Source organism: Longimicrobiales bacterium, assembly GCA_029245345.1.
Taxonomy (GTDB): domain Bacteria; phylum Gemmatimonadota; class Gemmatimonadetes; order Longimicrobiales; family Gaopeijiaceae; genus CALFPJ01.
The window spans coordinates 23,451-31,024 of the sequence record JAQWPM010000008.1 but is presented as its reverse complement, the minus strand read 5'-3'; the positions used below and the strand labels follow the sequence as shown (position 1 = coordinate 31,024).

Here is a 7,574-nt window from a genome sequence, read left to right as displayed (position 1 = left end):
ATCGTTCGATCCAAATGACAGTGGTGAGCTGACTGTCATTCGATCAGGCACGCTTCCGCCTCTGGCTCAGGAAGACGCCCCAGATCTCGTCGCAGAGTTGTTCACAAAACGGTTGGGGAAGGTGGGAATCCAGCCATCCGGCACGTTAACGCTCCACTCCGATATCCCTGTGGCTCGGGGTCTGGGAGGTTCGGCCGCTGCTCGAATCGTCGGATTTGATCTGGCGCTAGCGGTGCAGGGGCTCCCGCGAGATGACGATGAAGCCTTTGCTCGCACGCTCAAGGCCGAGGGACACGGTGACAATGCTGCCCCGAGTGTCTTTGGTGGCCTCCGGGCGGTGGCCAGCACCGCGGATGGGCCGATCGTGATGGGCCTCGCGCTCAGCCCCGCCGTGGGGTTTGCCTATGCTGCGCCTGCGGCTGGAGTGTCTACCGATGAGGCCCGGGGACTGCTTCCCAAGCAGGTATCGCACAAGATTGCAGCTGCGTCGCTGGGGCGACTCGTTGCCCTGATTCGTGGACTGGCTGAGGGTAATCCCGATCTGATCCGCATCGGTGTGCGCGACGAACTTCATGTGCCGCATCGACTCGCGCTCATCCCGAGCGCCCTGTTCGCCATCTCAGCCGGTGTGGATGCAGGCGCGTGGGCGGTGACCGTCTCGGGAGCTGGATCAGGACTGATTGCGATGTGCGACCCGTCGGATGCGGTGGCAGTTGGGTCGGCCATGCACGAGGTGTTCGATGCGGGCACGAACGATCCTGAATGCGTAGGGTTCGACTTGCGGCCATGCTACGAGGGGCTCAAGCGCCTCTAGCCCCAGGGGTCAGTGAGATCTGATCCCGCGCGAGCTCCACACCAGATAGAGGTTGCTCATCAGCCGACCTCCAAAGAACGCCGAGAACGCTGCAGTCGCACCCACCATGTCCAGCCCGAAGCCGAGTGAGATGAAGACGGCGGCCACCGTCATCACCTCGATGGCGCTTGCGACAGTAATCAGCTGGGTGCGCCGACCCTCAACAAGCAGAGCACGCTGCAAGGACAAAAGTACGGACAGGGCCGGAAGAAGCACGATCACCCGGGTCGGGGTGATTGCGAACTCAGCCAGTTCCGGCGTGAGTCCGGAGATGGTCAGGAAGTAGACATCAGACAGGGGCGTGAATGCCACCAGCGCCAGGCCGGCGGAGGTGGCTGTGCCGAGTACAACCGCGAATCTCGAGAGCGCACTGTAGTTCGCGAACTGTGTCCCCATGAGTGCGATCGCCGTGTCCTGATACGCCAGCCCCATGGACCGGAAGAAGAACGACAGTGAGTGGACAACGGGAAAGACGGCGAGCGATTCGACAGGTGATACGCTACGGCCCATGAAGAAGGTCAGGAGCGGCTGGATACTCAGCCCGATCAGGGACGTGAGCGCGAGCGGATAGTAGAATCTGGCGATCTCACCGTAGCTGATGTATCGAGACTGTGGGCCATCCAGTTCGCCGGCGAGGATCGCCTTCACGGTCTTGGCTGCCATGAACCTGGCCGCGATAGCTTCCACCGTGACGCCGGTCGCGAGAGAGAGTGCGCCGACCCAGGCACCTGGAATCCCGAGTACGAAGAAGCCGGTCAGCGCGGCGATGACCATCGCGCCGAGGCGGATCAGGGTGCCATACGCGACGAGCTTCGTCTTGCCCGACCGGATCAACACGCCCTGAAGGAACCGTCGGTACCCGATGGCGCTCGGCCAGGGCAGCATGAACCAGAGCGCCCCGTATGTGAGATCTGCGACCTCTTCCGGTACACCCATGATGCCCGGAATCAGAGTGTCGTACACCTCTGGTATGAGTACGACCAAGAGGAGTGCTGTTGAACCCAGGCACAGCACCCGGGCGAAATTCCGCAGCTTGATGAAGCTCATGCGGTCCTTCACTAGCGATGTCGCTGCGCTCATCAGCATGATCACGGGGGCCTCGATCAGAATCGCCAGCGCAAAGGCCACGCCATGTGCCGCCAGGTTGTATGTCGGGTCCGGTAGCCGCGCGATCATCGCGGCTAGGAACGGACCTTCAGACGCCATCATCACCCAGGTGGCGGCGAGGGGGATCCAGAACAGGAGGATGGTCCGCTGTGTCGGTGCCTCGGTCGGTGCGTCAGACATCAGTTGGGTAACGAGCAACCGGAAGTGGAGCAGCGCGGCCGAACATTCTCGCGCATTTAGTGAGGGCGGAGAAGCCCAGGCGAATACGGAAGGCTGTACCCATGAAAAAGCCCCCGGGCCAATCGGCGCGAGGGCTCTACGGAGCGCGAGGGATTCGAACCCCCAAGTCCTTTCGGACGCTCGCTTTCGAGGCGAGTGCAATAGCCATTCTGCCAGCGCTCCAAACGACAATGCCCGAACCCTTTCGGGGTCCGGGCTGGAACATGGTCCGTTGCCCGCACCGGGACAACGCAAGTCGTGTGGAGTGAGACTTTACCCTCAAGATCAATATTAATCGGGGTGCCCGGATTCGAACCGGGGACCTCTGCGACCCGAACGCAGCGCTCTACCGGACTGAGCCACACCCCGGACTACTCGGGTACCTACAAACGGACGGGGTGGGATTCGAACCCACGCGGACAATGTCCACACGATTTCCAATCGTGCGCCTTAAGCCACTCGGCCACCCGTCCAAACGCGGCAGTGGTGTAGCGCGCACGACCGTTCAGCGGAGAGAGTGGGATCCGCGGTGCTTCGCACCGCTCACTCGCGGGTCACCCTGGGGGGTGCTTGCGATTGCCACTCGGCCGCTCGAGTCGAACCCACGTGCCGTCCTCACTTCGCGAGTCCTTGAGGAGTCGAACGCCTCGGTTCGATCCGCCGAACTCATCCAAGGGACCGTGACGGTCCGTTACAACGGAGGGAGTGGGATTCGAACCCACGCGGTGCAAGCACCAACGCCTTAGCAGGGCGTCGCCTTAAGCCACTCGGCCATCCCTCCCGAGGAAGCGACCGATGCAAACCAACGCTTCGAAGTTGCCCCACTAGGGATCGAACCTAGACTCTCCGGAACCAGAATCCGGCGTGTTGCCAGTTACACCATGGGGCAATGAACAAGAGCCACCAGTCGGATTTGAACCGACGACCCCGTCATTACGAGTGACGTGCTCTACCAACTGAGCTATGGTGGCAATCGATGTCAAAATGGAGCCGAGGGGAATCGAACCCCTGACCTCAGCGTTGCGAACGCTGCGCTCTCCCAACTGAGCTACGGCCCCTCACAGGCCCTTCGGAGACCACGCATGAGCGCGACGCGACAGGATCAGTCTTGCCGATCCTGGGCGAAGCCCACCTCGATACTCCGCACACAAGTGGGCGCGACAGGATTCGAACCTGTGACCTCTACGATGTCAACGTAGCGCTCTAACCAACGGAGCTACGCGCCCGACACCCTGATCAGGGTCGGCAAATGCGCCCGGGAGGACTCGAACCCCCAACCTCCTGATCCGTAGTCAGGCACTCTATCCAATTGAGCTACGGGCGCAGATACAACTCCAGCATGCCCACGACAGGACTCGAACCTGTACGCCGTTTCCGGCACTGGTCCCTCAAACCAGCCTGTCTACCAATTCCAGCACGTGGGCGATTTCATACTTCATCGCCCTCAGGGCGACGATGCTCGAGGAGGGACTCGAACCCTCACGGGGTTAACCCCCACAGGGTCCTGAACCCTGCGCGTCTACCAATTCCGCCACCCGAGCTCACTACTGCTAGCCACTAGCCGAAGGGCTCGACCAACATGGAGCCGAGGGGAATCGAACCCCTGACCTCCTGAATGCCATTCAGGCGCTCTCCCAACTGAGCTACGGCCCCTCGCACAACCTGGGGAAGTCATCGGCCTCTTTCAAAGCGAACAACTTCGGATGTCAAAAAACTGCTCAGCGGGGCTGACGAGACTCGAACTCGCGACCTCCGGTGTGACAGACCGGCACTCTAACCGACTGAGCTACAGCCCCCTACTACTGGTTCCTACTGTCCTGCTTACTTCTTAAACATATCCCGACGGGGAATTGAACCCCGATTGCCAGGTTGAAAACCTGGTGTCCTAACCATTAGACGACCGGGACCTAAATCATACAGGCCCGGAGGGACTCGAACCCCCAACCCCCGGTTTTGGAGACCGGTGCTCTACCAATTGAGCTACGGACCTCTAGCCTCATCCCCGCCCCAACCTTCCGGCGGTTCCATCATCATGGCCAGGGGCAGAATCGAACTGCCGACACCATGATTTTCAGTCATGTGCTCTACCAACTGAGCTACCTGGCCCGAAAAAAAACCCGCCCGAGCCGGTGAAGGCGCGGGCGGGAAGACTCCGGAGAGGCCAATCCTACCGGCTCTCCGCCCCCGCCCGCTTCCGCGGGCTCCACGTATCGGCGACCGTCCAGAAACTCGACGTCTGCACGCTGTTATCTCCTTATGGGTCTTCTACGTGGGAAACGCCGCCCAATTGGCGGCGCATCGCGAGCTTATAGCGGGGGCAGGATTTGAACCTGCGACCTTCGGGTTATGAGCCCGACGAGCTACCAGACTGCTCCACCCCGCAACAGAGACCCAGAAGGTAGTCGAGAATCGTCGAAGAGGTCAACCCGGTTTCTCAGTTGCCGTAAGGGCCCCCGATCGCGTCCTTTCTAGAACAAGTATTGCAACCTGGGAGAGAGATGCCGAGCGCCACATTCATGGACCTCCTGATCGCGCTCGGGCTCGGCCTATTGGTCGGCCTACAGAAGGAGCGCGCCCCGTCACCACTCGCAGGCCTAGGAGGGTTCGCGCTTGTCTCGCTCGTCGGAGCCGTTGCCGCGCTACTCGCGGAGACAGCCGGGCCGATGGTCATAGCAGGCGACCTCCTGGCGATCACAGCACTCATGGTCACAGGCAACATCGTGTTGTTGCGTTCAGGCAAGAGCGACCCAGGACAAACCACAGAGGTCGGCCTGGTACTCATGCGCCTGGTCGGCGCATACACAGTCGCCGGATCGCGCCAGGTAGCGATCTGTCGGGCGGAGTGATCGCGGTCCTCCTCTACCTGAAAGAAGCACTCAAGAGCATCGTCACGAAGCTGAGCGATGTCGACGTGAGAGCGGTGATGCAGTTCGTCCCTGGCGTCCTCTTTGCCATCCCTGCGGCTGAGAACCTGCTCGAAAGTAGCGACCTTTATGCCACGGCAGTCGTCTCTGGTCTCACGGACATCGACGCGATCACCCTGCCTATATCCCAGCTCACCACCTCCGGGCGAGCGGAGTGAGACACCGGCTGGAGGCTTATCCTCCTAGCCTCGATGTCCAATCATGGCCTTCACATTCACCATGGTCATGAGCCTAGGAAGCAAGGAGATGGCGAAGCGGCTCGGTGGCCCAGTGGCGTTCTCGATCCTCGTGGGCATCATCCTTCTTTTCCTATGGAGTTGAGGCGACCCTGGCCCAGGATTACCTTTCGCTCTCTTTCGGGACGTGGCGCAGCCCGGTAGCGCACTGCAATGGGGTTGCAGGGGTCGCCGGTTCGAATCCGGCCGTCCCGATATTGAGAAGGATTAACTCCCACAAGGCTTTCTGCTTTGTGGGAGTTTTTCTTTTGAGGCGGGGTCCAATACGTCGATCCAATACGTCGGCCCGGTTATTGGGGGTGATTTTCTTGCTTCGGGGTGGCCGGGGGACTCAGGAGCGGCCCATCAGGCATGGAGCCTCCGCTCGGGGACCGGGTCAGGGGCGGCGGAGAGCGCGTCAGGAGCCCGGAGGGGAGGTAGCCCTCGGCCCTGGGGTCACCGATGGGTGCGGAGCGCTCTCGACTCCCGCTGAGTGATTTCCACTCACCTCCGCAGCTTAGATGCTGTTGCACTTCACAGTTGATCCTAGAGAGTGGCGCGGTGGGAGACCATACATCGTCCTCATCACAAATCCCGGAGCGCTTGAACGAGTCGATCGATCTCAGACGTCGTGTTGTACACGTGCGTCGATACGCGAATCGCGTTGTGACCATCCCTTTGATGCTCATCGAGATGCACCGCAGCTAGTCGCTCCATTAGCGACACAGACTCCACAGCGTCCAACCCCGACTTTTCGAAGATCGTCGAACCGGGGGCACTTTGATCGATCTCGCCACTCAACACACGAACGTCCGACAGTTCGGCTAGCTGCGCCTTGAGGTGGTCGGACAAGAAGCGACATCGTGCCTCAATCTGATCTAAGCCCAACGTCCCAATGAAGTCGAGAGCTGCTCCGATGGCCGCCCGGACCGGGAAGTCGGCTGTACCAGGTGGCGCATGCTGCGGAGCGTCATCCGTCGCGTCGGGCGCGAACGCAGTAACAACATCCGTGCGCGACGATTCTCGAACATACAGAAAGCCCGTCCCAACCGGCCCCAGCATCCACTTGTGGAGACTCGCTGAATACGCGTCACAGCCGAGCTCCGAAAGATCCACCTTGAACTGCCCAACGGCCTGCGCACCATCAACGAGAGACATCAGACCCCGTTCGCGAGCCATACCGCATAGCTCCGCGACTGGGTAGAGATGCCCCCCTCGCGTCACGTGGCAAAACGAGATCGCTCGTGTGTCGCTGGAGATCGCGGATTCCAATCGCGCGACAATCTCATCCGCCGGAGGCAGCGGACTAGGGACGAACACTTCGGTCACCCGAAGTCCGTCTCGGACCTCCCGGAAGCGCCAAGGACGGGATCCCGCCGGATGCTCCTGGGAGGTGATCAACACCTCCGCCCCAGGCGGCAAGCGCGCCCCTATGGTCTGTAGGTGGAGCGCTTCCGTCGCATTGCGCGTCAGTGACAGCTCCTCCGGTGAGACTCCGAATAGGCCAGCCAGTCGGGGGAGTACCGAATCGCCGACCTGCCTCTGAAGGTCGTGCTTCCCATGAAGCGGTTCCCGGGAGATCGCCGCATAGCCGGCCGCCACTGCATCGACAACTTGCCGAGGGGGCATGCCCAAGCTCGCATTGTTCATGTATGCAACGCCTGGATCTAGCAGAAACTGCGCGCGAACCGGGGCCCAAGCCTCGTCTCCAAGTCCCACGGGTCGTTCGAATTGAGGCAGGTTCGCCGCCGGGCGTGGCTGTTCATCGGCACAACCAGATAGCTTGGCCGTGACGAGTCCAATTGCGCCGAGTTTCAGTGCGGCTCTGCGGCTGACTGGCTCAGACATCATGGGGTCTCTTAAGGGAATTCAACCTGCCTTTTGCGCCTGAATAGAGCGCCACTACCTCTGAGCCGCCGGTACTCGGAGTACCGGCCCGCACTTCATGGGTACGCGACCCTTGCCCAGTAAGACGCGCCAAATGAGGTAGCCTCTGCGGATCAGCCACCCTACCAGCGCGACTTGCGCAAGCAATACGATGACGACCACCGCGAGGAGCGCGTCTGTCACAGCCTTTGGGCACCATGGGACCGTCGCTTCCCGATCTCACCAAGCATGCCCTTGGGTACTAGTCGTCTCCCTAATGGGACTTCTCCTTGTGCTGTCTAACGACTTTGGAATTCTGCTGAGCGACTACGATAGCTCACGGCGCACGAAGTGCGCGAGCACAACGGCCTACCGCGACAGCAGAAATTC

General features: G+C 61.0%; 5 protein-coding genes and 18 tRNA genes. 4 read left to right on the top strand and 19 right to left on the bottom strand.

Translation table 11 applies throughout. The annotated features are described in order from the left end of the window. A partial coding sequence (locus P8L30_02250) for a hypothetical protein (protein ID MDG2239005.1) occupies window positions 1–814 on the top strand: 814 nt, incomplete at its 5' end. Window positions 815–823: 9 nt separating this feature from the next. Here the strand turns inward: P8L30_02250 and P8L30_02245 are convergent. From P8L30_02245 to P8L30_02160, 18 genes are all read right to left on the bottom strand, one after another. Next, complete coding sequence (locus P8L30_02245) at window positions 824–2,140, bottom strand: hypothetical protein (GenBank protein MDG2239004.1); 1,317 nt, start codon at window positions 2,138–2,140, stop codon at window positions 824–826. A 139-nt stretch (window positions 2,141–2,279) separates the two neighbouring features. Further along, window positions 2,280–2,362: transfer RNA gene (locus tag P8L30_02240), tRNA-Ser, on the bottom strand. A 112-nt stretch (window positions 2,363–2,474) separates the two neighbouring features. Beyond that, a tRNA-Pro gene (locus tag P8L30_02235) sits at window positions 2,475–2,548 on the bottom strand. A 21-nt stretch (window positions 2,549–2,569) separates the two neighbouring features. Beyond that, window positions 2,570–2,652: transfer RNA gene (locus P8L30_02230), tRNA-Ser, on the bottom strand. A 224-nt stretch (window positions 2,653–2,876) separates the two neighbouring features. Then, a tRNA-Ser gene (locus P8L30_02225) sits at window positions 2,877–2,960 on the bottom strand. Window positions 2,961–2,995: 35 nt separating this feature from the next. Then, window positions 2,996–3,068 (bottom strand) — tRNA-Gln (locus P8L30_02220). Between the two features lie 9 nt (window positions 3,069–3,077). Continuing rightward, window positions 3,078–3,150: transfer RNA gene (locus P8L30_02215), tRNA-Thr, on the bottom strand. A 14-nt stretch (window positions 3,151–3,164) separates the two neighbouring features. Next, window positions 3,165–3,237, bottom strand: a tRNA-Ala gene (locus tag P8L30_02210). A gap of 94 nt (window positions 3,238–3,331) precedes the next feature. Beyond that, a tRNA-Val gene (locus P8L30_02205) sits at window positions 3,332–3,405 on the bottom strand. Window positions 3,406–3,429: 24 nt separating this feature from the next. Further along, window positions 3,430–3,503 (bottom strand) — tRNA-Arg (locus P8L30_02200). 16 nt (window positions 3,504–3,519) lie between these two features. After that, window positions 3,520–3,603, bottom strand: a tRNA-Leu gene (locus P8L30_02195). Window positions 3,604–3,635: 32 nt separating this feature from the next. Then, window positions 3,636–3,720 (bottom strand) — tRNA-Leu (locus P8L30_02190). 39 nt (window positions 3,721–3,759) lie between these two features. Continuing rightward, window positions 3,760–3,832: transfer RNA gene (locus tag P8L30_02185), tRNA-Ala, on the bottom strand. A gap of 69 nt (window positions 3,833–3,901) precedes the next feature. Further along, window positions 3,902–3,975: transfer RNA gene (locus P8L30_02180), tRNA-Asp, on the bottom strand. 39 nt (window positions 3,976–4,014) lie between these two features. Further along, window positions 4,015–4,086: transfer RNA gene (locus P8L30_02175), tRNA-Glu, on the bottom strand. Window positions 4,087–4,096: 10 nt separating this feature from the next. Then, window positions 4,097–4,169: transfer RNA gene (locus P8L30_02170), tRNA-Trp, on the bottom strand. Window positions 4,170–4,212: 43 nt separating this feature from the next. Then, window positions 4,213–4,285 (bottom strand) — tRNA-Phe (locus P8L30_02165). A gap of 203 nt (window positions 4,286–4,488) precedes the next feature. Next, window positions 4,489–4,562, bottom strand: a tRNA-Met gene (locus P8L30_02160). Window positions 4,563–4,677: 115 nt separating this feature from the next. Here P8L30_02160 and P8L30_02155 point away from each other — a divergent pair. The 3 genes from P8L30_02155 to P8L30_02145 all read left to right on the top strand — a co-directional run bounded on the left by P8L30_02155 (window position 4,678) and on the right by P8L30_02145 (window position 5,534). Continuing rightward, entirely contained in the window at window positions 4,678–5,025 is a 348-nt protein-coding gene (locus P8L30_02155) for an MgtC/SapB family protein (GenBank protein MDG2239003.1), read from the top strand. Further along, window positions 5,022–5,261 carry a DUF4010 domain-containing protein gene (locus tag P8L30_02150; protein ID MDG2239002.1) on the top strand — a complete coding sequence of 80 codons (240 nt, stop codon included), beginning with the start codon at window positions 5,022–5,024 and terminating at the stop codon, window positions 5,259–5,261. Before P8L30_02155 ends, P8L30_02150 begins: the two co-directional genes overlap by 4 nt. Window positions 5,262–5,460: 199 nt before the next feature. Continuing rightward, window positions 5,461–5,534, top strand: a tRNA-Pro gene (locus tag P8L30_02145). A 369-nt stretch (window positions 5,535–5,903) separates the two neighbouring features. On the opposite strand, the gene P8L30_02140 is transcribed toward P8L30_02145, so the two are convergent. After that, window positions 5,904–7,169, bottom strand: coding sequence for an aminotransferase class V-fold PLP-dependent enzyme (locus tag P8L30_02140; protein ID MDG2239001.1), 1,266 nt, complete (start codon window positions 7,167–7,169; stop codon window positions 5,904–5,906). Between the last annotated feature and the right edge of the window lie 405 nt (window positions 7,170–7,574).